The organism is Halomonas heilongjiangensis, assembly GCF_002879645.1.
GTDB classification, from domain to species: domain Bacteria; phylum Pseudomonadota; class Gammaproteobacteria; order Pseudomonadales; family Halomonadaceae; genus Halomonas; species Halomonas heilongjiangensis.
In genome coordinates this window covers 34,385-57,602 of sequence record NZ_PNRE01000073.1, presented here as the reverse complement: position 1 = coordinate 57,602, position 23,218 = coordinate 34,385, and the positions used below count along the sequence as shown (strand labels likewise).

Below are 23,218 nucleotides of genomic sequence, written 5' to 3'. Positions count from 1 at the left end.
GAAGCGGTGACGGCCGCTACACTTCGGGTACTACGCCGGCTGTTACGGCGGCATTCCGGGAGGGCCGGCCATGTCGTATGCCCAGCAGCAACTGGAGATCGAGACGGCGGGCGTCGGGCTGGAGGGGGACCTGCTGCTGCCCGGGGCGCCGGTGGGCATCGTGGTCTTCGCCCATGGCAGCGGCAGCAGCCGCTTCAGCGTGCGCAACCGCCAGGTGGCGCGCCACCTGGCCGAGCAGGGGTTCGCCACCCTGCTGTTCGACCTGCTGACGCCGGAGGAGAGCCTGATCGATGAGCGTACCCGGGCCCTGCGCTTCGATATCGCGTTGATCGGCTCCCGCATGAGCGGGGCCGTGGACTGGGTGGCCGAGGCACCGGAGACCCGGGGGCTGGCGATCGGCCTGTTCGGTGCCAGCACCGGGGCCGCCGCGGCGCTGATCGCCGCCGCCGAGCGTCCCGGCCGGGTGAGCGCCGTGGTCTCCAGGGGCGGGCGGCCCGACCTCGCCGGGGACCATCTGCCGCGGGTGCGGGCGCCGACCCTGCTGCTGGTCGGTGGGCGCGACACCCGGGTGATCGCCCTGAACGAGGCGGCCATGGCGCGCCTCACGGCCCCCTGCGAGCTGCTGATCGTGCCCGGCGCTACCCACCTGTTCGAGGAACCCGGGACCCTCGAGATGGTCGAGGCGCGAGCCGCGCGCTGGTTCCTGAGCCATCTCGGGTAGGCATCCACCGGGGGGGCGGCGGGCGCAGCCTCAGGCTCCGTTGCTGTTCATCACTCGGTTGCGCCCCCCATTCTTGGCGGCGTAGAGGCTCTGGTCGGCACGGGCGATCAGGGTGTCGCGTGCCTCACCGATGCGGTGCTCGGCGATGCCGATGCTGACGGTGACGTTGCCCGAGCCGAGCCCGAAGTCGTGGGCCGCGATGCGTTCGCACAACCGCTGTGCCAGGGCCTGACAGTGGCGGATGGGGGTCAAGGGCAGCAGCAGGGCGAACTCCTCGCCGCCCAGGCGGGCCACCAGGTCCTCCTCGCGGAGCGTATCGCGGCATAGCTCGCCCAGGTCGCGCAGCACCTGATCCCCCTGGAGGTGGCCCCAGGTATCGTTGATCGACTTGAAGTGATCCAGGTCGAGCATCATCAGCGACAGCGGGGTGGCGTGACGGTTGCTCAGGGAGATCTCCTCATCGAGCCGATCGATCAGTTTGCGGCGATTGGCGAGGCCGGTGAGGTCGTCGGTATCGGAGAGACGGCGCAGGCGCGCTTCCTCGGCGACCTGTTCGGAGATATCCAGCATCATGCCGTGCCAGAGCACGGCATCGTCGACCCGCCTCGGCTGGGCCCGCACGGCGATCCAGCTGTGTCGGCCGCCTGCCAATCGCAGGCGGAACTTGGTGGTGATAGGGGTCATCCAGCGCGCCGAGCGCTCGATGGCGGCCATCAGCCGCGGATAGTCGGCGTCGTCGAGTCGGGCCAGTGCCGGCCTGGCGTCCTTGGCCAACTGGCGACGGTCGATGCCGGTCAAGCGGGTACCGCTGCCGGCCAGATAGGGGAAATGCATGCGACCGTCCGGCGCACGTTGCAACTGGAAGATCACACCGGGCAACTGCTCGGTCAGCTCGGTGATGGTTGCAAGGTTCGTCTCTCCCCCACCCGGCATGACGTCTCTGGAGGGCATGCGGGTGTCCTTGTCGTCCTGCTGCGTACAGGTGGTGTTCTTCTCGCGGGCGCTGGGCGCCTCTATTCAAGCGTTGGATGATACGCCGAGCCGGGGGACGTCGCATCCTGCCACGGTTGTAGGAGATTGCCGACAACCCGGGATGGACATGACCCAGGCCAGCGTCACTCACCGCGGGACATCATACCGCTCGGGAGGCTTCGGCAGTAGGCCATGGCTCACCTAGCGCGGCGCGTCGTAGCGTCCCGGGCGTCCGCGGGAGTAGACCACCTGCCACAGTTGCATATGGCGCGCCCGGAAGGCGCCGGCGCACACCGAGAGGCCCTAGGGTAAGCCGGAACATGCGCCGATGGCGCATGTTCCCCGGACTCAGCGCGGCGCGTCGTAGCGTCCCGGGCGTCCGCGGGAGTAGACCACCTGCCACAGTTGCATATGGCGCGCCCGGAAGGCGCCGGCGCACACCGAGAGGTAGTAACGGAACATGCGCCGGGTGCGCTCGTTGTAGTGCTGGGCGATCTCGTGCCAGTGGGTGTCGAAGTTCGCGAGCCACGCCATCAGGGTGTGGTCGTAGTCGGGGCCGAAGTTCTGCCAGTCCTCCATCATCAGGTGCGCCGATTCACTGGCCTTGGCGATATGCATGGCCGAGGGGAGCACCCCGTTGGGGAAGATGTAGCGGTTGAACCAGGGATCGGCGCTCACCACGGAGCGGTTGGAGCCGATGGTGTGCAGCAGGAAGAGGCCATCCTCGGCCAGCAACCGCTCGACGGTCTGGAAGTAGGTCTCGTAGTTGCGATGCCCCACATGCTCGAACATGCCGATCGAGACGACGCGGTCGTAGTGGCCCTCCAGCTCGCGGTAGTCCTGCAGCAGGATCTCCACCGGCAGCCCGGCGCAGCGCTGCCGGGCCAGTTCCGCCTGCTCGCGGGAGATGGTGATGCCGGTGACCTCGACCCCATGGTGGCGCGCGGCATGCTCGGCGAAGCTCCCCCAGCCGCAGCCGATATCGAGCACCCGCAGGCCCGGCGCGAGTTCGAGCTTGCGACAGGCCAGTTCGAGCTTGGCGAGCTGCGCCTGGTGCAGGGTGGCCGCGTCCTTCCAGTAGCCGCAGGAGTAGCACATGGTGGGGTCCAGCATGCGCTCGAACAGGTCGTTGCCCAGGTCGTAGTGGGCCTCGGCGACGATATAGGCGCGGGCCTTGCTCTGCAGGTTGAAGAAGCCCGACTGCAGGCGATACATCAGCCGTTCGGAGGGGGTGCGAGCGCGCTCGCCGAGGCCGTGGCGCAGCAACCGACAGGCCATCTCGTCGATCCTGTCGCACTCCCACCAGCCGTCCATGTAGGCCTCTCCCAGGCCGAGCGTGCCCTGGTGCAGCACCCGGGAAAAGAAGTCGGGATGGAAGATGCGCAGGTCGTGAGGGGCATCGCCGTTGAGGGTGACGCCAGAGCCGTCGAGCAGTTTCTCGACGACACGCCGGGCGCGGGTGTCTGGCAAGGCTAGGGGGCCGATGCGGGGATCACTGGTCATGGAGTCCTCCTGGTCCAGCAGGATCGAGGGTCATCGCAGGGCTGGCGGCAATGCTCGTGTCGTGCACCATCGGGTCTGACTGAATTGCATTGAGCATAGACCAGCCTGAAAAGACCGGGAAAATCCGTACGATCCAGCGCTGGATGGTTTGATGCCGCGGAGCAATCGCCGGGATGCATGGTCATGCCGCCGGCGGTGGCGTCAACCAGGCGTCAACGGTGCGCAGCAGATGGTCGGTCAGGTCGTCGAGGATCTCGCCGCCCTGACGCCAGTGGTGCCAGTAGAGCGGCACGTCGATGACGTAGCCCGGCGAGAGGTCGACCAGGCGGCCGTCGGCCAGGTGGGGCCCGGGATCGATTTCCTGCAGGCGCCCCTCGTGCAGTTCCCGCTCGGCCTGTCGTTCGGGCACCATGCCGTAGCCGAGCCCGGCCAGCGCCAGGCCGACGAAACCCTCCGACGAAGGGCACAGGTGGTGGGGGAAGGGCGGCTCCACGCCGTGCATGGCCAGGTAGCGGTGCTGGAGCCGGTCGTCGGGACCGAAGACGATGGCCGGCGCCCGACGCAACGCCTCGGGTGTCACGCCGTCGGGAAAATGGCGCGCCATGAAGGCGGGACTGGCCAGGGCGCGATAGCGCATGCTGCCCAGCGCATGGCTGCGCGCCCCCTGCACCGGCCGTGGCGAGTCGCAGATGCAGCCGGCCACGTCACCGTCGCGCATGCGCTTGAGCGCCACCTCCTGATCCACCACCACCAGCTCGAACAGCACCCGGTAGCGTTCGCTGAAACGGCCGATGGCCTCCGGCCACCAGGTGGCGAGGCTGTCGGCATTGATCGCCAGGCGCAACCGCCGTTCGCCGCTGCCCAGCGCCGGCACCCGGTCCAGTAGATCGCTCTCCAGCAGGCGTACTTGCTGGGCATGGTTGAGCAGCCGCTGTCCCAGGAGGGTGGGAGCGAGGCGCGGGCTTCTGACCAGCACCGGTTGACCCAGGCGTGCCTCGAGCAGCTTGATGCGCTGGGAGACCGCCGACTGGGTCAGCCCGAGGTGGCGGGCGCCGCGGTCGAAGCCTCCCTGGTCGATCACCGCCACCAGCGCCTCGAGCAGCTTGTAGTCGAGCATCAGTTTTCCTTATCCCACAGTACATATATTCATTTAATTAATCGATGAGTCGAGCTTAGCCTGGGTGGCATTCACCTGCCAGGGAGGAAGCGTCGCATGTGGTTATCGTGGCTCAACGGGCTGTTGATCTGCACCGGGTTGATCGTCGCCATCGGCGCGCAGAACGCCTTCGTGCTGCAGCAGGGGCTGAGACGCCAGCACGCCTGGCTGGTGGCCGGCATCTGTGCGCTGTGCGATTGGCTGCTGGTGGGGCTGGGCGTGCTGGGCCTGGGCGCGCTGATTGCCCAGCAGGCCATGCTGATGGAGGTGGCCCGCTGGGCCGGCGCGGGTTTTCTCGCCTGGCAGGCCTGGCTGGCATTGCGTCGGGCCTGCTCGCGGCATGCGCTGGTGGCCGGCGGGCGGGAGCAGGCCTCCTGGCGTGGTGCGTTGGCGGCCACCCTGGCGGTGACGCTGCTCAATCCCCAGGTCTATCTGGAGACGCTGGTGCTGCTCGGGGCGATCGGGGCGGTGCAACCCAGCCCGCTGGGGTTCTTCTTCGGCGCGGCGATGGCCTCGTTCGGCTGGTTCTTCGGCCTGGCGGCGGCGGCCGGCTGGCTGGCGCCGCGACTGGCGAGCCAGCGGGTATGGCGGGCGATCGAACTCGGGATCGCGCTGATCCTGGCCTGGGTCGCCTGGCGCCTGGCGAGCGGGGTGATGATGCCTCAGCTGTAACGTTGACGTTACGCCCTGTCAGGGAAACGCACCGGTGAGACGGCGCAGAGCGCCGACCAGGCCGGGCTGTAAGGTTTTCCTTACGCTGGGTCAGGCCGAGGCGGGCAGGGGGCGTCGGGAGGCCGCCAACCGGGCGTTTCGAAGGGCAGCCGCGACCACTAGTCTGGAGGCACGCATCGGCACCGCCGGAACGCCGACAACCAGCGACCCGACGCCGGGATTCCACGACAACCGCTCCCCCTGGAGGAAAGAGATGAACGCACCCGCCACGACCGTGTCGCCCATCAGCAAGACCAACCCCATCGGCACCAACGGCTTCGAGTTCGTCGAGTACACCGCACCGACCGCCGAGGGCATCGAGGCCCTGCGGCGGCTCTTCACCCGCATGGGCTTCACCGAGACTCGCCGGCACCGCTCCAAGCGGGTCACGCTGTTCCAGCAGGAAGGCGTCAACTTCGTGCTCAACGCCGAGCCGGGTAGTCATGCCGCCGAGTTCGGTCGCGTTCACGGCCCGAGCGCCTGTGCCATGGCCTGGAAGGTGGCCGATGCCCGCCAGGCCTTCGACCACGCCGTGGCCAACGGCGCCGAGCCGGTGGAGAACCCGGTCGGCCCCGGCGAGGTGGGGATTCCGGCGGTCAAGGGCATCGGCGGCTCGCTGCTCTACTTCGTCGATCCCAAGGTCGACGGCGAGGGGCGCACCATCTACGACATCGACTTCGAACCGATTCCCGGCCGGGGCGCCAACGACCACAGCGTCGGCCTCAAGGTCCTCGACCACCTGACCCACAATGTCGACCGTGGCCAGATGGACGTCTGGGCCGACTTCTACACCCGCATCGCCAACTTCCGCGAGATCCGCTACTTCGACATCGCCGGCAAGAAGACCGGGCTGCACTCCCGGGCCATGACCGCCCCCTGCGGCAAGATGCACATCCCGATCAACGAGTCCGCCGACGACAGCTCCCAGATCGCCGAATTCCTACGCGAGTACAACGGCGAGGGCATCCAGCACCTGGCCATGGCTACCGACGACATCTACGCCACGGTGCGGGCCCTGCGGGCCAACGGCATCACCTTCCTGAGCACGCCGGACACCTATTACGAGAAGGTCGATGAGCGGGTGCCGAACCACGAGGAGAATGTCGAGGAGCTGCGCGAGCTCAGCCTGCTGATCGACGGCGGTGAGGGCGAGGGCGTGCTGCTGCAGATCTTCACCGAGACGGTGATCGGCCCGATCTTCTTCGAGATCATCCAGCGCAAGGGCAACGACGGCTTCGGCGAGGGCAACTTCAAGGCGCTGTTCGAATCCATCGAGGAGGATCAGATGCGCCGCGGCGTCCTCTAGGACGACTGATCCCCGACGCTCCCCCGCCTCCCTTCCGGGCGGGGAGCGTTCCTGGCAGGTGGGCAGGATCAACTCCTGTTCATCTGCCATATCACAATAAAATCCGTCACAATGAATGGCTCGTGCCGATCATTCAACGCGTCGGGTGACAACAATATCCCCTGCTTCCCTGGTGAGACATGACAAGATCCCAACAACCCCGCGCCCAGTGGCTAGGCCGCTGGGGCTTCGTGCTGGCGGCTACCGGCTCCGCCGTCGGCCTGGGCAATATCTGGAAGTTCCCCTACATGACCGGCGAGCACGGCGGCGGTGCCTTCGTGCTGGTCTATCTCGCCTGCATCCTCGCCGTCGGGGTGCCGGTGATGATGACCGAGATCGCCTTCGGCCGGCGCGGCCGCGGCAGCCCCATCGATGCGGTGCACCGGGTGGTGGCCGAGTCGGGGCGCTCCCCGGGCTGGTCGCTGCTGGGCTGGATGGCCATGCTGTGCGGCTTCATGATCCTGTCGTTCTACGTGGTGGTGGCGGGGTGGTCCTTCTCCTATCTATGGAAGATGCTGACCGGTGGACTGGCCGGCTCCGGCGTCGACGACATGGTGGCGATCTTCGTCGCCAACAACGAGAACCCGCTCAACCTGGGCTTGTGGAGCACCCTGGTGACGCTGGCCACCATGCTGATCGTCGGCAAGGGGGTGCAGGCCGGCATCGAGAAGAGCGTCAGCTGGATGATGCCGGGCATGGTGGTGATGCTGCTGATCCTGATCGCCTACGGGGTCTTCTCCGGCGGCTTCGGCGAGGCGTGGCGCTTCCTGTTCTCCTTCGACTCGGGCAGTCTCTCCAGTGACGGTATGCTGGCCGCCCTGGGGCACGCCTTCTTCACCCTGTCGCTGGCCTCGGGGGCCATCCTCACCTACGGCAGCTACCTGCCGGCCCGCGCCTCCATCGTGCGCACCACCTTCAGCGTGGCCCTCGCCGACACCCTGGTGGCCTTGATGGCAGGGTTGGCGATCTTCCCCATCATCTTCGCCAATGGCATGAGCCCCGAAGGTGGGCCAGGGCTGTTGTTCATCAGCCTGCCGCTGGCCTTCCAGGCCATGCCGCTGGGCACCCTGTTCGGCATCCTGTTCTTCGTCATGCTCTCCATGGCGGCGCTGACCTCGGCGATCTCCATGGTCGAGGCCACGGTTTCCTGGCTCGTCGACAACAAGGGCGTCACGCGTTGTACGGCGGCCTGGGGCACCGGCATCCTGCTGTGGCTGATCAGCACCCTGGCGATGCTGTCGTTCAACCTCGGCGCCGACTGGACGCTCGCTGGCCGCCACGCCTTCGACTGGCTCGACTACCTGACCTCGCGCTGGATGATGCCGCTCGGCGGCCTCGGCATGGTGCTGCTGGCCGGCTTCGTGCTCAAGAGCGAGGTCTTCCGCGACGAGCTGGGGCTGTCGCCGCGCTGGTATACGCTCTGGCTGTTCATGGTGCGCTACGTCAGCCCGCTGGGCATCCTGGTGATCTTCGTCGATGCCCTGGGCATCGCCCGGGTCGAGTTCGGCGCCCACTGGCCCTGGCTGCTGGCCGTGCTGGTGGCGGTGATGCTGACCGGGGAGCTGGCGAGCCCCCGGCTGCGCAAGGCCCTGGGGGGGTGAGATCGGGGGTGCGGCGTTTTCGTGGTGGCGCCGTGATCCCCAATTCATTACTTTATGGCATATGTGACCGGAGAAAACTGGAGTGAAGGGCATATGAGCGCCGACCACGACCCTCGCGACGATCGCGCATCGCCCCCCGACGCCTTGCCTCGGGGCCGGGTCAGCCTGGTGGGGGCGGGCCCGGGAGACCCGGAGCTGTTGACCCTCAAGGCGCTCAAGCGACTGCAGGCCGCCGACGTGATCCTCCACGACCGGCTGGTCAGCGAGGAGGTCCTGGCCCTGGCCAACCCGGCCGCACGACGCCTCTATGTCGGCAAGGCGCGCTCGGACCACAGCCTGCCCCAGGAGGGCATCAACCAGGCACTGCTCGACTGGGCGCGTTCGGGCAAGCGGGTGGTGCGCCTGAAGGGCGGCGATCCCTTCATCTTCGGGCGCGGCGGCGAGGAGCTCGAGGCGCTGGTGGCCGAGGGCATCGAGGTGGAGGTGGTGCCCGGCATCACCGCGGCGTCGGGCTGTGCCGCCTATGCGGGCATTCCGCTGACCCACCGCGACCATGCCCAGTCGGTACGCTTCGTCACCGGCCATCTCAAGAACGGCAGCACGGACCTGGACTGGCCGGCGCTGGCCCGCCCCGGCCAGACCCTGGTCTTCTACATGGGCCTGCACGGCCTGGAAGAGATCCGTCGCCAGTTGATCGCCCACGGACTGGCGCCCGAGACCCCGCTGGCACTGATCGAACAGGGCACCACGGCCCGCCAGCGCGTGCATCGCGGTACCCTCGAGTGGATGCCGGACTCCCTGGCAGGCCTCCTGCGCCCGCCGACGCTGATCATCGTCGGCGGCGTGGTGGCGCTCCACGATCGCCTGGCCTGGTTCGATGGCCACCTGGCGGAGAGCCGCGGCTGGGACACCGGGAAACGGTAGGCCGGCCCGGTAACCGCCTTGCATGACGGGCCGGGCATGCGACAATAATCGGCCCGATTTGCCGAGCCTTCGCCATGTCATCCCGTCACCGCAGTATCATTGCCGATATCGTTACCGCCGAGGCCGTCGCCGCTCGTGGCGCCAGGGGCGCACGCCGACTGTCCACCGCCTTTCGTCTGCCGATGCTGCTGCTGGCGGTCGTGCTGCTCGCCGGCTGTGCCGGCCGCGGCGGCCACCCGGCCGGCGTCGAGGCGCCGGCCGGGTGGAGCGGCGAGCAGGGACAGGCCTCCTACTACGCCGATCGCTACCATGGCCGGCGCACCGCCAGCGGCGAGCGCCATGACCGGCAGGCCCTCACCGCCGCCCACCGCACCCTGCCGTTCGGCAGCCGGGTGCGCGTGACTCGTCTCGACAACGGTCGCGAGACCGTGGTGCGCATCAACGACCGCGGCCCCTTCGTCAGGGGGCGTGTCATCGACCTCTCCCGGCGCGCCGCCGAGGAGCTCGACATGGTGCGCAGGGGCACGGCGCCGGTACGCATCACGCCCGAACGCTGAGGCGCATCTGGCGGGTGCCTGTGCCCGGCAGGCGTGACACAATGACGACTCTTCGTCATCGAGTCTGCGCCATGTCATCCCGCCGTGCCGATGCCATTGCCGAGGTCAGGCGCCTGCGTCGCCCCCGGGCGCGACGCCACCGGCTGATCCGCAGCTTCCGCCTCCAGGTGATGTTGCTGGTGGGTGTGCTGCTGGCCGCCATGTTGCTGGCCCAGGGGGCCTACCTCAATCACCGCAAGGCCGAGATCATCAGCGACCAGATGGGCGAGCGCGCGTTGGCCGTGGCGCTGAGCGTGGCCGCGATTCCCGAGCTGATCGAGGCCTTCTCCCACGCCGACCCGGCGGCCACCATCCAGCCCATCGCCGAACGCATCCGTCGCGAGACCGGTGCCCGCTACGTGGTGGTCGGCAACACCGAGGGCCTGCGCTACTCCCATCCGCTGCCCGAGCGCCTCGGTCTGCCCATGGTCGGCGGCGACAACGACCGGGCGTTGCTCCACGGCGAGTCCTATGTCTCCGAGGCCACCGGGTCGCTGGGTGAGGCGGTCCGCGGCAAGACCCCGGTGTTCGACGACCAGGGCAACATCATCGGCATCGTCTCGGTGGGGTTCATGCTCGACCGGGTGGCCATGGACGTGGGGCGGCACACCAGCCTCGGCTGGTGGCTGGTGGCGCTGATGATCGTGCTCGGCTTCGCCGGCGCCTATGGCCTCTCGCGTCACCTCAAGCGGGTGATCCTGGGCCTCGAGCCCCACGAGATCGCCCGGCTGGCGATGGAGAAGGAGGCGATCCTGCAGTCGATCCACGAGGGCATCCTGGCAGTGAACCGCGAGGGGCAGATCACCCTGGTCAACCAGCAGGCGCGGCGCTTCCTCGACCTGCCGCTGGAATGCGAGGTACTGGGCCGGCCGATCCAGGCCGTCGTGCCCAACTCGCGGCTGCTCGAAGTGCTGGAGCGTGGCGAGCAACAGTTCGACCAGCAGATGTGGCTCGGCGACCACCCGGTGGTGGTCAACCGGGTGCCGGTGATCCATGCCGGCGAGATCGAGGGCGCGGTGGCGACGTTCCGCAGCCGACGCGAGATCGTCGAGCTCTCCGCGGCTCTCACCGCCGCCAGCCGCGATGTGGACATGCTGCGTGCCCAGGCCCATGAGTTCTCCAACAAGCTCTACACCATCTCGGGGCTGCTGCAGCTCGACCGTATCAAGGAAGCCCTGGCGCTGATCCACCAGGAGAGCGAACGTGCCCAGGCCCAGATGAGTTTCCTGATGGGACACGTGGCGGACCCGGTGATCAGCGGCACCCTGCTCGGCAAGCTGACCCGGGCCCGCGAGCTCGGGGTGACCCTGGAGATCGACGACCAGAGCTCGCTGGCCGCGCCGCTCACCGCCACCGGTCAGGAGGTGCTGATGACGGTGATCGGCAACCTGCTCGACAACGCCTGCCATGCGGCCCTCCAGAGAGATCGAGGTGGCGCTGGGGGGCCACGGGTGCGGCTCTTCTTCACCGACCTGGGCGAGCAGTTGTTGATCGAGGTGGAGGATAACGGCCCTGGGGTAGCGCCCGAGCATGTCGAGGCGATCTTCCGCGAAGGCTTCTCGACCAAGCCGGGCAAGCACCGCGGCATCGGCCTGGCGCTGGTCTCGCGGTTGTGCCGCGAGCATGGCGGTGCGATCACCCTGGAAGAGAGCGAGCTGGGCGGTGCCTGCTTCACGGTGGTGCTGGATCGTTCGCTGTGCCGGATGCCGGTCGCGGCCGAGCGCTGACGGCACGCCGAACACGACGACAGACACAACGACGAGCACAAGGGAGAATCGATGCCACACCCCGGCCATCCACCCTCGAGCCCCCCATCCCGGGACTACGGGATCCTGATCATCGAGGACGATTTCCGCATCGCCGAGATCCACCGTGCCTTCATCGAGCAGAGCGAAGGCTTCCGGGTGGTGGGCATGGCGCGCTCCGGCGCCGAGGCCAGGGAGCTGCTCGCGCAGCATGCCGACATGACCCAGCTGGTGCTGCTGGACGCCTATCTGCCCGACGTGGAAGGACTGGAACTGCTGTGGGAACTGCGTCGTGACCATCTGCACATGGATATCGTCATGGTCACGGCGGCCCGCGAGGTGGAGACCATCGCCGAGGCCCTGCGGGGTGGCGTCTTCGACTACCTGATCAAGCCCACCGAGGCTTCCCGCATGGCGCAGATGCTGGCCCGCTTCCGCCGCGAACGCGCCGCCCTGGCGTCCCGCGGCGAGATGAACCAGGAGGAACTGGACCAGGCCCTGGCGCGCCTGCGTCCGCAGCAGGCCCCGGGCGGCTGTGCCCGATCGCTGCCCAAGGGCATCGATCGCCTGACCCTGACCGCGGTCATTCGCGCTCTGGAGGGCGCGACATCCCCGCTGACCGCCATGCAGGCCGCCCGTACCATCGGTGCCAGCCGCTCCACGGCACGCCGTTACCTGGAGTTCCTGGTGTCGGTACAGGTGGCCGCCGCCGAACTGGGCTATGGTGATGTCGGCAGGCCCGAGCGTCGTTATCGCCTGGTCGGCGACGTCGCCCCGTGGCTCGAGGAGGGGGGAACCGGCGGGGTGTGAGCACAATGCACACAATGATCATAACGCCCTTTTTATCGTTTATGATCACAAGCTTGCCGGATCCTGCCGGGCTCTTCTAACGTTGCTGATGCACACGGACGCAATAGTCCGATCCGTGGATAGAACAACAGAGACTCGTTTGGAGAACGCCATGATCGTCAAGACATCCCGCCCGGCAGCCCGCCTGGCCGCTCTCGTCCTGCCCCTGGCCGCCCTGGCCGGCATGGGCACCGCCGCCCAGGCCGACGACTGGACGCCGACCAGTGCCATCGAATTCATCGCCCCGGCCAATCCCGGTGGTGGCTGGGACACCCTGGTGCGCACCACCTCGCGGGTCATCCAGGAGGAGGGGCTGGCCGACCAGAACTTCGCCGCCATCAACGTGCCGGGCGGCGGTGGTGCCGTGGCCTGGGCCCAGATCGCCCGGGATACCGGCAACCCCCACAAGTTGTTCGCCACCAGCCCGCCGATCATCCTGGTGCCCCTGGCCGGCACCTCGCAGTACGATCACACCAACTTCACGCCCATCGCACGCCTGATCACCGACTACTCGATCGTGCTGGTGCCACGCGATTCCGAGTACCAGGATCTCAACGATCTGTTCGACGCCATACGCGAGAACGCCAGCCTGAGCGTCGGCGGTGGTAGTGCGCCGGGTTCCATGGATCACATCTCCATCGCCGGCGTGGCATCGGCTGCCGGCCTCGAGGCGGCCGATGTCAACTACATCGCCTTCTCGGGAGGTGGCGAGGCGATGACCAACCTCATGGGCGGTCACGTCGAGGCGGTGATCACCGGAGCCGGTGAGGCCGCGGGCCAACTGGGGCCCGACAGCGAGGTCCGTGCGCTGGGCGTGTCGGCTCCCGAGCGGCTGGGTGGCCCGCTGGCCGATATCCCCACCTATCAGGAGCAGGGCATCGACTACACCTTCGATATCTGGCGCGGGGTGATGGGCACCCCCGACATGCCGGAGGAGGCCGTGGCCTATTACGAGGAGCTGTTCGCGCAGATGCTCGAGACCGATGGCTGGGCCGACGCGCGCGATCAACTGGGCTGGATCGACGCCTATCAGAACAGCGAGGAATTCGGCGCCTTCCTCGACGAGCAGAAGGAAGAGTTCAGCGAAGTGCTGAGCGAGCTTGGGCTGATCCGCTGATATCGGCGACGCCCCCCGTCTCGCGCGAGCCCTGCGCCAAACAGGGCTCGCGTTCCCTCGAATGCATGACTTGAACCCATGGGAGCGCTGGCGCTCCGGGTTCGGGATGACTGCCTCATGACAAGACTCAATACCAATCAGTGGCTGGCACTGGTGATTGCCCTGTTCTCCATGGGCTACCTGGTGATGGCCTATCAGATTCCGAGTTTCCCGCTGCCGCGTCCGGTGGACTCCGACCTCTTTCCCAAGGTGCTGGGGTTCGTGCTGCTGGGCCTGGCGTTGCTGCTGTTCCTGGAACAGCCCAAGGCCCGGGACGTCCCGCAGCCGAGCGATGTCGACGAGCAGGCCATACCGCTGCTGTTGCGCCCCTGGTCACGGGTGGTCGTGACCTCGCTGGCGATCGCCGTCTACGCCGCAATACTGGTCTCGATCGGCTTCGTGGTGGCATCCACGCTGCTGTCGTTCGGCCTCACCTGGTACTACGGCTATCGTCGTCACGTCGTCAACCTGGCCGTTTCCCTGGGTGTGGTGCTGGCGTTGTACCTGACCATGACCAAGGTCATGAACGTCTACCTGCCGACCGGGATCCTGCCGATCTGATGTCGCCCGACACGCTCAGCCAGCGAGAGAGAACCTGACAATGGATGCTTTCAACAACCTGATGTATGGCTTCGGCATCGCGCTGGAGCCGATCAATATCCTCTATGTCTTCGTCGGGGTGTTCGCCGGCACCATCATCGGCATGCTGCCCGGCCTGGGGCCGATCAGTGCCCTGGCGCTGATGATACCGATCACCTTCGCCATGGATCCCTCCTCCGGCCTAATCCTGATGGCAGGGGTCTACTACGGCGCCATCTTCGGCGGGTCGACCTCGTCGATCCTGCTCAACGCCCCTGGCGTGGCGGGGACCGTAGCCACCTCCTTCGACGGCTATCCCATGGCCAAGCAGGGCCTGGCGGGCAAGGCCCTGGCCATCGCCGCCTATGCCTCCTTCGTGGGCGGCACCATCTCCATCGTCTTCCTGATGATGGTGGCGCCGCTGCTGTCGAAGGTTGCCGTCAGTTTCGGCCCGGCGGAGTACTTCGCCCTGATGGTGCTGGGCCTGACCGCGGTGGTGTCGCTCTCCGACAAGTCGCTGGTCAAGGGGCTGATCGCCGCCGTGATAGGGGTGATGATCTCGATCATCGGCATCGACCTGCAGACCGGCACCGTGCGTTACGCCTTCGGTACCGCCCATCTCCTCGACGGCATCGATTTCCTGGTCGTGGCGCTGGGCATCTTCGCCCTGGCCGAGGTCTTCTACATCCTGCTGCGCGGCGGGGGCGGCAAGGAGCAGCCACGCAATGTCATCGGTTCGCTGAAGTTGTCGAGGGGCGAGGTGAAGGAGATCGCCGGCCCCATCGGCCGCAGCTCGGTGCTCGGCTTCTTCACCGGGGTACTGCCCGGTGCCGGCGCCACGATCGGCTCGTTCCTCGGTTACAGCATGGAGAAGCGCCTGGCGAAGGATGGCGATACCTTCGGCAAGGGCAACATCAAGGGCGTGGCGGCGCCCGAGGCGGCCAACAATGCCGCCTGTACCGGGTCGTTCGTGCCGCTGCTGACCCTCGGCGTGCCCGGCTCCGGTACCACGGCGGTGCTGCTCGGCGCCCTGCTGGTGATGGGAGTGACCCCGGGACCGGCGATGCTGGTGGATCGGCCCGATGTGTTCTGGGGCGTCATCGCCAGCATGTACATCGGCAACATCTTCCTGCTGGTGCTCAACCTGCCGCTGATCCCGTTCATCGCCAGGATCCTCGACATGCCGCGGCCGCTGCTGCTGTCGTTGATCCTGATCTTCTGCATGATCGGCGTCTACGGGATGAGCTTCAGCGTCTTCGACCTCTTCCTGCTGCTCGGCTTCGGCCTGCTGGGCCTGGGCATGCGCCTGTTCGGGTTCCCGGCCGCACCGCTGATCCTGGCGCTGATCCTCGGCGGAATCATGGAAGAGTCGATGCGGCGTGCGCTGCAGATCTCCGGCGGCGACTGGTCGACCTTCATCGACAAGCCGATCTCGCTGACCCTGCTGATCATCGCCGGGCTGTCACTCACCCTGCCGCTGGTCAAGAAGGTCGTGGTCCGGGTACGCGCTACCAGCTGAATCCTTGAAGTGACTTGTCGATTCCGACAAGCATACAGAACTCAGCCAATTGTTCGGGGTATCAACTCTTTCGATGCCCCTTTTTTACGCCAGCCATGGCTCGCCGTGCACGAAGGGCGGGTGAATCTCGAGGTGGAAGCTCGGCGGAACTCAGCAGACAAACATAATGACAGCTGAATGAACCCCTGTTGACGACCTTGTCAGTAGCCGTAGATCGAAGAGGAAGGCTCCAGGAAAGAAAGGGGCAATAGAGGCTCTATCTTTCCTGCCGCTTGCTTGAATCTTTTACCGGAAAACAGCGGTCTATTGGAGAAAATAATATGCAGCTTACCGGAATGCTACACGGGGCAAGACTTCTCAATCATGTCGGGTTTCCGGCCTCGGAAGTTCTTGGGCCCGATGCGACTGAGGACCAGATTCAGGACTTGATCGCTCGCCATGGGCTGATCTTCATAAAGCCGCTGTTCCGCGGTGGCGTCGGCAAGAAAGGCAAGGCGGGGCTGATCGGCAAGGCGAGCGATCTGCGTACCGCCCTGGCCGAGAAGGAGCGACTCTATTTCGCCGAGCATCGCCACGGCAATGCCTACGCCAAGGCGAACGGGGTGACATTCGAGGCCGGCGTGCCGGCCGAGCACGAGGTCTATTTTGCCATCTCCGACGACAGCCGCTTCCGGGCGCCGACCATGACGCTGACCCACCGCGGTGGCGTCGATATCGAGGAGCTGGACAAGTCCGAGATTGCCACCGTACCGTTCGAGGCGCTGACGGGTCTCAAGGCCTTCGTGGTGGCCAATGCGCTGAGCGACATCGGTGCGCCCAAGGAGATCATCTCGCCGCTGGTGCAGCACCTGCCCAAGCTCTGGGAGTTGATGCATCACTATGGGATGACCACGCTGGAACTGAACCCCATCCGCATGCGCCCCGGCCGCGACGGCCGGCTGATGCCGATTGCCTGCGACTTCAAATGTGGCTTTGACCGCGATGATCCCCGGGTGGGGCGGTTGGGCCTGCCCGAGCAGATCTTCGCCGCCGACGTCTCGGCCTTCGAGCAGGAAGTGAACCGCCTGCGTACCCACCAGGGCCAGTCGGATGTCTTTGTGATCAACGACAAGGGCACCATCCTGGCGCCAACCTTCGGCGGTGGTGCCAATAGCCTGGTCACCGAGGTGTTGGGGGACGCCGCGATCATCTCCTCGGATTTCGGTGGCAATCCCCCCTATGAAAAGATGAAGTCGGTCGCCGCGATCTGCTACCGGCACTTCCTTGCCCAGACCAATGTGCTGTTCATCATCGGGGGGAAATCGAACAACACGGATATTCTCGAGACCTTCCGGGGCATGGGCGACGCGCTGCGCGAGCATTTCGCGCAGTACGGGCCGACCCCGCTCTATGTCGTCGTCGGGCGCGGCGGGCCGAACCTGGTGCGTGGCATGGGCAACCTCGGCGACACGCTGGACAGCCTTGGCGTGCCCTACCGCTTCTTCGGCTTCGACAGCGCAATCTCGGAGGTGGTGAGCTACGCGAAGAATCTCGATCTGTGGATGCGTGACGGAGGCCGTGCCGAGATCGCCCGGCATCTCGGCATCAAGTCACCGGCTTAAGGGGAGAAGCATCATGTATCTTCAGGGTATTGCGGATTTTCCATACTTTCTCGGCATTCGCTCGCTGGCCGATGTGGCGAGGCGCGAGGATCGCGTCTGTGTTCTCAACATCATGGGGGGCGAGTCACGCACGGTGACGCCGGTGAGTCATGCCTACTCGGGGGGCAACGTGGTCTTCGGTACCTCGCCGGGGCGTGCCGGGCAGACGCTCAAGACCCCCGCGGGCGACATTCCGGTGTTCAATAACGTGCGCGAGGGCCTGGATGCGGGGCACACCTTCAATGTGGGCGTCGTCTACCTCCCGCCCCCCAGCGTGCGCGATGGGGTGGCGGAACTCATTCGTGTCAACGACGCTCTGGAAAAGATCGTCATCATCACCGAAAAGATTGCCGTGCACGATGCCCGCGAGATCCGCGCGATGGGGCAGGCCAATGGCGTCGACATCATCGGGGGCAATTGCCTCGGTGTGGCCGACAGCTGGAACCAGGTCCGCATTGGCGGCGCGCTCGGCGGCGACAGTCCCGAGGAGTCCCTGCGCAAGGGCTCGGTCGCGATCTTCTCGAATTCGGGGGGCTTCACCACCACCATCGCGCAGTACCTCGCGACCGAAGGCTGGGGCACCACAACGCTCGTCTCGAGCGGAAAGGACGTCTATATCCATTACAACGCACGTGACTTCTCCCATGCGCTGGTGAACGACGACCGCTCGAAAGCCGCGGTGCTCTATGTCGAACCGGGTGGCTATCACGAGCACGGCGTCGATTTCGGCAAGCCGACGGTTGCCTGTGTCGTCGGCCGCTGGAAGTCGAAGCTGACCCGCGCCGTCGGCCATGCCGGGGCGATGGCCGGCTCGGGCGACCGGGCGGAAGACAAGGAGGGCTGGTTGATGGAGGCCTTCGGGGTTGATGGCCTCTACACGCCCGACAGCCCGGTGGTCTCGGCCAAGGGCGCAGTGGTGACCAATATCGCCGACATCCCCAGGGCACTGACCGCGGTGATGAAGCTGAACGGCGTTTCGCCCGATTTCGCCTCGACGGGCAGCCTCGCGCTCAAGCCCTGGGTCGCCAACGACCAGGGCCTGGCGCTGCCCCCCGAACTCGCCATGCCCCCGGTGACGCCGAGAGAGCCCTATGCGACCCAGATCGCCGTGCTCAAGCGCCAGGTCGGCGCGGTGATCGCCCGCCAGACCATGAAGGACAAATCCGGTGCTTCGGTGATGGACCCCACCACCCAGGTGACCAGCGTGCACGGCTATTCGGTGCTCGACCTTGCGCTCGATCCGCTGGAGGCCAACTTCGCACTGCCTCTCGTCCACGAGATCGCCGGCGAGAACGATCGTGCCATGCTTGACGTGGCCGTGGCGGCGGAGGTGAACCTGGTCGGTGACCCGATCCTCGTGGCTGCCGACGCCGCGCGGGACGCGGGCAATGCGCCCAACTCCATCATGGCGGCCGCCGCCGCGATCGTCGGACCGCAGCGGGTCGAACGCGCGTTGGCCTGTACCAGCGCGCTGATCGATCTCTTTGCGCATTCCGGCCTGCGGGACGGCCGTAGCGAGGAGTTCGACATCTCGGCGATCACCATGGACGCTGCCACCCGCGCGCTCTTTCTCGCCTCCGAGGCCGAGGCCGACGACCCCCGCCCCGAGGCGATGCTCGCCGCCGTCAAGGCGCGCGGTGGCAAGTCGGTCTTCCTCAAATACCTCGCCACCCTGAACGGCCGCCTCTCCCGGGATGCCATCCTCGCCGCGATCAGTCTGACCATCGCCTGGGGTCCCCTCATGCGTAAACGCATCTCGCGCCTGACCGCCGAGACGTTGCCCTGGTATTTACGCCTCTACGGCGTGATGGTCGGCGCGACGATCCCGGGTTCCCACCACCAGCCCGGTTCGCTGTGTGGCATTCCGCGCGACGAGCGCTTTGGCCAATGGACCATGGCGGACCTCTGCTTCCTCGCCATGACCGGCAAGAAGCCGACCCGCGACGAGGCGTTGCCGCTCCAGATCCTCGTCGGCCTGCTGATCTCCAACGGCCCAGGCTCGATCTCGGCACAAGGCGCCAAGGGGGCGGTCGCGGCTGACGGACCCCAGACCCCCAAGCGCGTGCAGATCAACAAGGCCATGGTGGGATTTCTCACCCACACCGGCTACAGCCACGGCGGCAACGGCTTCGAGGGGATGGCCTTCCTGCTCGACCAGTTCAAGGACAAGGGGCTCATCGACCCCACCGACCCGAGCCACGGCATCGACCTCAAGGCCATGGCCACCGACTTCGCCCGCGCCTACAAGCGTGAGAAGGCCGAGGCCAAGGAGATCGGGACCGAGGTTCGCGCCTTGCCCGGCGTCCACCACCCGATCTTCAAGGGCAAGCCGGTCAACTACGATCCGCGCGAGCGCTTCATCGCGGAGTTCATGGCGAAGCGCGGCGACTACAACATCTTCCACGCCTTCTACCGCGAACTGGTGCAGGCGCTGTATGACGTGGGTGCCAGCCGCTATGTCTTCTGCGTCAACGTCGACGCGGTGATCGCGGCGCTGCTGCTCGCGCTCCTGTGGAAGGATTACACGTCTGGCGAGCTGACCGAGCGGGACCTCGAGACGGCAGCCTTCAGCGTCTTCCTCTACGGCCGCATGATCGGTTCCGCGGCCGAGATCGATGACCACCTGAACCGGGGGCGCAACATGGACACGCGCACTCCCGCTTCGGCGTGCTTCCATGTTGTCTGATCGATCTTGGCTGACGCTGGGAGGGCCAGCGCGGGCACCACACCGTTAGCTTGCGGGTAGTCCCCAGCACGAACGAGAGAAGCCACATAAGGGGTGTCGACGCGGTCGGCGCCCCTTTTTTCATCATGGGAGTGCATGAGCTCGACCAAGGTGCATCCATCGAGGTGCGTGCAACGGCCGTGGCGATGGCCGCCTGCACTCGGGTGGTGCAACAGCGCCGGTATCGTGCCGTTCCTCTTTTGGTAAGTGATTGAAAGGTTGGTGTAAAGAAGTGTCTGCCACAGGGTGGCGCAGACATTGCAGGTACTGGTCGCTGTCCCGAGCGCCGGCCGGATCCTGCCCCGGCGGCGCGGTGAAACCACAACGAGTCCTTCCTTCAGGAGGGCGCATGGAGGTTCGAGTGACCACATCCCGACGCAAGGCACTGTCTCGTCCCGTCTCGCAGCCGTCACGCTGGCTGGCGACCGCCCTGGTCTCCGCCGCCACGCTGGGCGCCAGCGCCCAGGCGCTGGCCGAGGAGCCGATCAAGGTCGGCATCCTGCACTCGCTTTCCGGCACCATGGCGATCAGCGAGTCGACCCTCAAGGACACCGTGGAGATGCTCATCGAGCAGCAGAACGAGCAGGGCGGCTTGCTCGGCCGCCGGCTCGAGGCGGTGGTGGTCGACCCGGCCTCCAACTGGCCGCTGTTCGCCGAGCGGGCCCGTGAGCTGCTCGCTCAGGAGGAGGTCGACGTGATCTTCGGCAACTGGACGTCCGTCTCGCGCAAGGCGGTGCTGCCGGTGGTCGAGGAGCTCAACGGCCTGCTGTTCTATCCGGTGCAGTACGAGGGCGAGGAGTCGTCCGAGAACGTCTTCTACACCGGCGCCGCGCCCAACCAGCAGGCGATTCCCGCCGTCAACTACCTGCATGACCAGGTCGGCGTCGAGCGCTGGGTGCTGGCCGGCACCGACTATGTCTATCCGCGTACCACCAACCGCATCCTCGAGGCGTACCTGCAGGAGGAGTTCGGGGTGGCCGAGGAGGACATCCTGGTCAACTACACCCCCTTCGGTCACTCCGACTGGCAGAACATCGTCGCCGAGATCCGCCGCTTCGGCTCGGAAGGGAAGAAGACGGCGGTGGTCTCGACCATCAACGGCGACGCCAACGTACCCTTCTACCGCGAGCTGGCCAACCAGGGCATCGATGCCGCCGACATACCGGTGGTGGCCTTCTCGGTGGGCGAGCAGGAGCTCTCCGGCATCGACACCGGTCCGTTGGTCGGCCACCTGGCCGCCTGGAACTACTTCATGAGCGTCGATAGCGATGCCAACTACGACTTCATCGACGCCTGGATCGACTACACCGGCGACGAGGAGTCGGTGACCAACGACCCCATGGAGGCCCACTACATCGGCTTCAACATGTGGGCCGAGGCGGTGCGCAAGGCCGGCACCACCGAGGTCGACGCGGTCAAGGACGCCATCATCGGCGTGGCCGTGCCCAACCTCTCCGGCGGCTATGCGGCGATGATGCCCAACCACCACATCACCAAGCCGGTGCTGATCGGCGAGATCCAGGACAACGGCCAGTTCGACGTGGTGTGGCAGACGCCGTCCACCGTGGCCGGCGACGCCTGGTCCGACTACCTGCCGGGGTCCCGTGACCTGATCAGCGACTGGCGGGCGCCGATGCGCTGCGGCAACTTCAACGTCGCCAATGGATCCTGCGGCGGCAGCACCGCGGCCGAGGAAGCCGAGGCCGCCCTGGCCGAATGAGCACGACCCCTGCCTCGCCGTCCGCGGCGGCGGGGCAGGCACGCCATCTCGACCCCTTCCAGAGGAAAGCCCGATGAGGAATTTCCCGTTGCCCTGGCCAGCGGCGGTCAGGGCGAGCGCCGGCGGCGTCGCCGGCCATCCAGGTCGCGGGCTGGTCATGCTGCTCTCGCTGCTGACCCTGTGGCTGCTGGGCGGTGCCGTCCAGGCGCAGACGCCGACACCCGAGACCGCTGCCGATGCCACGGCCATCCAGCTGCTCGAGGCGCTGGACGTCAGCTCCTATGCCGAGAAGGGCGAGGCCATCGAGGCCATCGTCAGAAGCGACGACGAGCGCGCCCGCGACTGGCTATCGGCCCTGCTCGACGGCCGCCTGCAGCGCACCGACGAGGGCCGCTTCGTGGTGGTACTCGACAACATCGGCCGTCACTGGCCGGTGGCCGACGCCCTCAGCGGCGAGCCACTCGGCGAGATGTCCCGCCGCGAACTGGATCGCATCGGCATCAACAACGCCCTGCGCAACCAGTTGCGCAGTGCCATCGCCGTGGTCGATCTCTACTCGGCGGATCTCGCGTTGCGCCGCGCCTCCGCCGAGCGCCTGCTCGGCGAGGTCGACGCCGACCTGGCCGGCCCGCTGTCGGAGCTCATCGAACAGGAGAGCGACGCTCGTGTCCGTGAACGCCTGGCCCTGGCCCTGGCCATCCATCGCCTGGAGCAGGGCGAGCTGGCGGCCATCGACCACCTCGATGGCAGCCTGCATCCCCGGGCGCGGGTCGCCCTGTCGCGGGCCGCGGCGGGCGCTGATGACGAGCTCGCGTCGGCCGCCCGGTCGGCACTCAACGATATCGAGCAGAAGCTCAAGCTCAATCGCGCCGCCGAGACCCTCTACTTCGGCCTCAGCCTCGGCTCGGTGCTGGTGCTCGCCGCCATCGGGCTGGCCATCACCTTCGGGGTGATGGGGGTGATCAACATGGCCCATGGCGAGCTGATCATGCTCGGCGCCTACACCACCTGGGCGATGCAGCAGCTGCTGCCCGGCCAGCCGGGGCTGGCGCTGATCCTGGCGGTGCCCGCCGGTTTCCTGGTGGCGGCCCTGGCCGGTATCGCCATCGAACGGGGGGTGATCCAGTTCCTCAAGGGGCGCCCGCTGGAGACCCTGCTGGCCACCTTCGGTGTCAGCCTGATCCTCCAGCAGCTGGTGCGCACCGTGATCTCGCCGCTCAACCGCACCGTGGTCACCCCGGAGTGGATGAGCGGCTCCCTGGTGGTCAACGACGCCCTGTCGCTGACCCTGAACCGGATGGTGGTGCTCGGTTTCGCCCTGGTGGTGTTCGCCGGCCTGATGCTGATCATGCGCCGCACCCGCCTCGGGCTCGAGGTGCGGGCGGTGACCCAGAACCGTGCCATGGCCCGCTCCATGGGCATTCGCGCGACCCGGGTCGACATCCTGACCTTCGCGCTCGGCTCCGGCGTCGCCGGGCTCGCCGGCGTGGCGCTCTCCCAGCTCACCAACGTCGGCCCCAACCTGGGCCAGAACTACATCATCGACTCCTTCATGGTGGTGGTGTTCGGCGGCGTCGGGAACCTCTGGGGCACCCTGGTGGCCGGCCTGTCGCTGGGGGTGATCAACCAGGTGCTCGAGCCCTGGGCCGGCGCCGTGCTGGCCAAGATCATCGTGCTGGTGTTCATCATCCTGTTCATCCAGAAGCGCCCCCGCGGACTCTTCCCGCAGAAGGGCCGGGCGGCGGAGGGCTGACCG

Annotated in this window: 18 protein-coding genes; 15 read left to right on the top strand and 3 right to left on the bottom strand. The window is 66.9% G+C overall.

Going from position 1 to position 23,218, the window contains the following annotated elements; translation table 11 throughout:
* The first annotated feature begins 70 nt into the window (after positions 1–70).
* Positions 71–721: a dienelactone hydrolase family protein gene (locus C1H66_RS16330; RefSeq protein WP_102628938.1), complete on the top strand. Its 651-nt coding sequence runs from the start codon at positions 71–73 to the stop codon at positions 719–721.
* A gap of 30 nt (positions 722–751) precedes the next feature.
* Here C1H66_RS16330 and C1H66_RS16325 read toward each other — a convergent pair whose 3' ends face one another.
* The 3 genes from C1H66_RS16325 to C1H66_RS16315 form a co-directional block, all read right to left on the bottom strand.
* Entirely contained in the window at positions 752–1,672 is a 921-nt protein-coding gene (locus C1H66_RS16325) for a GGDEF domain-containing protein (protein WP_102628937.1), read from the bottom strand.
* A 369-nt stretch (positions 1,673–2,041) separates the two neighbouring features.
* Positions 2,042–3,196 carry a cyclopropane fatty acyl phospholipid synthase gene (gene cfa / locus C1H66_RS16320; RefSeq protein ID WP_102628936.1) on the bottom strand — a complete coding sequence of 385 codons (1,155 nt, stop codon included), beginning with the start codon at positions 3,194–3,196 and terminating at the stop codon, positions 2,042–2,044.
* Between the two features lie 181 nt (positions 3,197–3,377).
* Positions 3,378–4,313, bottom strand: coding sequence for a LysR family transcriptional regulator ArgP (locus C1H66_RS16315; protein WP_102628935.1), 936 nt, complete (start codon positions 4,311–4,313; stop codon positions 3,378–3,380).
* A gap of 96 nt (positions 4,314–4,409) precedes the next feature.
* On the opposite strand from C1H66_RS16315, the gene C1H66_RS16310 reads away from it, so the two are divergent.
* The 14 genes from C1H66_RS16310 (at position 4,410) to urtB (ending at position 23,215) form a co-directional block, all read left to right on the top strand.
* Positions 4,410–5,024 (top strand): LysE/ArgO family amino acid transporter, encoded by a 615-nt coding sequence (locus C1H66_RS16310; RefSeq protein ID WP_102628934.1) that lies wholly within the window; start codon positions 4,410–4,412, stop codon positions 5,022–5,024.
* 253 nt (positions 5,025–5,277) lie between these two features.
* Positions 5,278–6,369: a 4-hydroxyphenylpyruvate dioxygenase gene (hppD, locus tag C1H66_RS16305; RefSeq protein WP_102628933.1), complete on the top strand. Its 1,092-nt coding sequence runs from the start codon at positions 5,278–5,280 to the stop codon at positions 6,367–6,369.
* Positions 6,370–6,548: 179 nt separating this feature from the next.
* Positions 6,549–8,009 carry a sodium-dependent transporter gene (locus C1H66_RS16300; RefSeq protein ID WP_102628932.1) on the top strand — a complete coding sequence of 487 codons (1,461 nt, stop codon included), beginning with the start codon at positions 6,549–6,551 and terminating at the stop codon, positions 8,007–8,009.
* 93 nt (positions 8,010–8,102) lie between these two features.
* Positions 8,103–8,933, top strand: a complete 831-nt coding sequence (gene cobA, locus C1H66_RS16295) for a uroporphyrinogen-III C-methyltransferase (protein ID WP_102628931.1) — start codon at positions 8,103–8,105, stop codon at positions 8,931–8,933.
* A 182-nt stretch (positions 8,934–9,115) separates the two neighbouring features.
* A complete protein-coding gene (locus C1H66_RS16290; protein ID WP_205738685.1) occupies positions 9,116–9,490 on the top strand; it encodes a septal ring lytic transglycosylase RlpA family protein in 375 nt (124 codons plus the stop codon).
* A gap of 71 nt (positions 9,491–9,561) precedes the next feature.
* The gene (locus C1H66_RS16285; RefSeq protein WP_102628929.1) at positions 9,562–11,256 is read left to right on the top strand and encodes an ATP-binding protein; all 1,695 of its coding nucleotides are present in this window, start codon (positions 9,562–9,564) and stop codon (positions 11,254–11,256) included.
* Positions 11,257–11,307: 51 nt separating this feature from the next.
* Entirely contained in the window at positions 11,308–12,084 is a 777-nt protein-coding gene (locus tag C1H66_RS16280; RefSeq protein WP_102628928.1) for a response regulator, read from the top strand.
* A gap of 151 nt (positions 12,085–12,235) precedes the next feature.
* Positions 12,236–13,240 carry a Bug family tripartite tricarboxylate transporter substrate binding protein gene (locus C1H66_RS16275; RefSeq protein ID WP_102628927.1) on the top strand — a complete coding sequence of 335 codons (1,005 nt, stop codon included), beginning with the start codon at positions 12,236–12,238 and terminating at the stop codon, positions 13,238–13,240.
* Positions 13,241–13,357: 117 nt separating this feature from the next.
* A complete protein-coding gene (locus C1H66_RS16270) occupies positions 13,358–13,840 on the top strand; it encodes a tripartite tricarboxylate transporter TctB family protein (RefSeq protein ID WP_102628926.1) in 483 nt (160 codons plus the stop codon).
* Positions 13,841–13,880: 40 nt separating this feature from the next.
* Positions 13,881–15,377, top strand: coding sequence for a tripartite tricarboxylate transporter permease (locus C1H66_RS16265; protein WP_102628925.1), 1,497 nt, complete (start codon positions 13,881–13,883; stop codon positions 15,375–15,377).
* 272 nt (positions 15,378–15,649) lie between these two features.
* Complete coding sequence (locus C1H66_RS16260) at positions 15,650–16,978, top strand: ATP citrate lyase citrate-binding domain-containing protein (protein WP_205738683.1); 1,329 nt, start codon at positions 15,650–15,652, stop codon at positions 16,976–16,978.
* Between the two features lie 13 nt (positions 16,979–16,991).
* Complete coding sequence (locus tag C1H66_RS16255) at positions 16,992–19,703, top strand: CoA-binding protein (RefSeq protein WP_102628923.1); 2,712 nt, start codon at positions 16,992–16,994, stop codon at positions 19,701–19,703.
* 457 nt (positions 19,704–20,160) lie between these two features.
* Positions 20,161–21,462 carry an urea ABC transporter substrate-binding protein gene (urtA, locus tag C1H66_RS16250; protein ID WP_240618367.1) on the top strand — a complete coding sequence of 434 codons (1,302 nt, stop codon included), beginning with the start codon at positions 20,161–20,163 and terminating at the stop codon, positions 21,460–21,462.
* A 157-nt stretch (positions 21,463–21,619) separates the two neighbouring features.
* Positions 21,620–23,215, top strand: coding sequence for an urea ABC transporter permease subunit UrtB (gene urtB, locus C1H66_RS16245; protein WP_102628970.1), 1,596 nt, complete (start codon positions 21,620–21,622; stop codon positions 23,213–23,215).
* Positions 23,216–23,218 lie beyond the last annotated feature (3 nt).

Coding starts and splice junctions, on each gene's coding strand:
- C1H66_RS16330 (WP_102628938.1), top strand. CDS start 71: ATGTCGTATGCCCAGCAGCAACTGGAGATCGAGACGGCGGGCGTCGGG.
- C1H66_RS16325 (WP_102628937.1), bottom strand. CDS start 1,672: ATGCCCTCCAGAGACGTCATGCCGGGTGGGGGAGAGACGAACCTTGCA.
- cfa (WP_102628936.1), bottom strand. CDS start 3,196: ATGACCAGTGATCCCCGCATCGGCCCCCTAGCCTTGCCAGACACCCGC.
- C1H66_RS16315 (WP_102628935.1), bottom strand. CDS start 4,313: ATGCTCGACTACAAGCTGCTCGAGGCGCTGGTGGCGGTGATCGACCAG.
- C1H66_RS16310 (WP_102628934.1), top strand. CDS start 4,410: ATGTGGTTATCGTGGCTCAACGGGCTGTTGATCTGCACCGGGTTGATC.
- hppD (WP_102628933.1), top strand. CDS start 5,278: ATGAACGCACCCGCCACGACCGTGTCGCCCATCAGCAAGACCAACCCC.
- C1H66_RS16300 (WP_102628932.1), top strand. CDS start 6,549: ATGACAAGATCCCAACAACCCCGCGCCCAGTGGCTAGGCCGCTGGGGC.
- cobA (WP_102628931.1), top strand. CDS start 8,103: ATGAGCGCCGACCACGACCCTCGCGACGATCGCGCATCGCCCCCCGAC.
- C1H66_RS16290 (WP_205738685.1), top strand. CDS start 9,116: ATGCTGCTGCTGGCGGTCGTGCTGCTCGCCGGCTGTGCCGGCCGCGGC.
- C1H66_RS16285 (WP_102628929.1), top strand. CDS start 9,562: ATGTCATCCCGCCGTGCCGATGCCATTGCCGAGGTCAGGCGCCTGCGT.
- C1H66_RS16280 (WP_102628928.1), top strand. CDS start 11,308: ATGCCACACCCCGGCCATCCACCCTCGAGCCCCCCATCCCGGGACTAC.
- C1H66_RS16275 (WP_102628927.1), top strand. CDS start 12,236: ATGATCGTCAAGACATCCCGCCCGGCAGCCCGCCTGGCCGCTCTCGTC.
- C1H66_RS16270 (WP_102628926.1), top strand. CDS start 13,358: ATGACAAGACTCAATACCAATCAGTGGCTGGCACTGGTGATTGCCCTG.
- C1H66_RS16265 (WP_102628925.1), top strand. CDS start 13,881: ATGGATGCTTTCAACAACCTGATGTATGGCTTCGGCATCGCGCTGGAG.
- C1H66_RS16255 (WP_102628923.1), top strand. CDS start 16,992: ATGTATCTTCAGGGTATTGCGGATTTTCCATACTTTCTCGGCATTCGC.
- urtB (WP_102628970.1), top strand. CDS start 21,620: ATGCTGCTCTCGCTGCTGACCCTGTGGCTGCTGGGCGGTGCCGTCCAG.